At 80.2% G+C, this 419-nt stretch carries 1 protein-coding gene; it reads left to right on the forward strand.

Going from position 1 to position 419, the window contains the following annotated elements; genetic code table 11:
- Positions 1–419: hypothetical protein (locus tag ABD207_RS09365; protein WP_344011539.1), on the forward strand; the 419-nt coding region annotated here is incomplete at both ends.

Here is a 419-nt window from a genome sequence, read left to right on the forward strand (position 1 = left end):
GCCGCGCAGGAAGCCGCCCCTCGCACGGTCTTCGCGCTGCCGCCGGCCGACGCGGACCAGGGTCAGCAGGCCGCACAGGCCCAGCAGGGTTCCCCCGCGGGGCAGGCCGAGGCGGTCGGGCAGGCGGCCGCCCCGGGTCCCGTACCGGTGCCCGCCCAGGGGGCGGCCGGTAACGCACCGCTCGACGAGAACCGGCACGACGCCGCCCCGCACGACCAGTCCGCCGACCACACCCCGCCGCAGCCGCACCCCACGGACGCCCCGACGGGCCGCCGCCGGCGCGTCGCCGAACCCCAGCCGGTGCCGAACGGCGGGGTGCCCGCACAGGAGCAGGGCCCGGGGCACGCCGGGCAGGCACAGGGAGCACCCGCAGGGCAGCAGCCCGTCGCCGCAGGTCAGCAGCCCGTTGCCGCTGGGCA

It is taken from the genome of Streptomyces thermospinosisporus (assembly GCF_039526425.1).
Lineage (GTDB): Bacteria > Actinomycetota > Actinomycetes > Streptomycetales > Streptomycetaceae > Streptomyces > Streptomyces thermocarboxydovorans.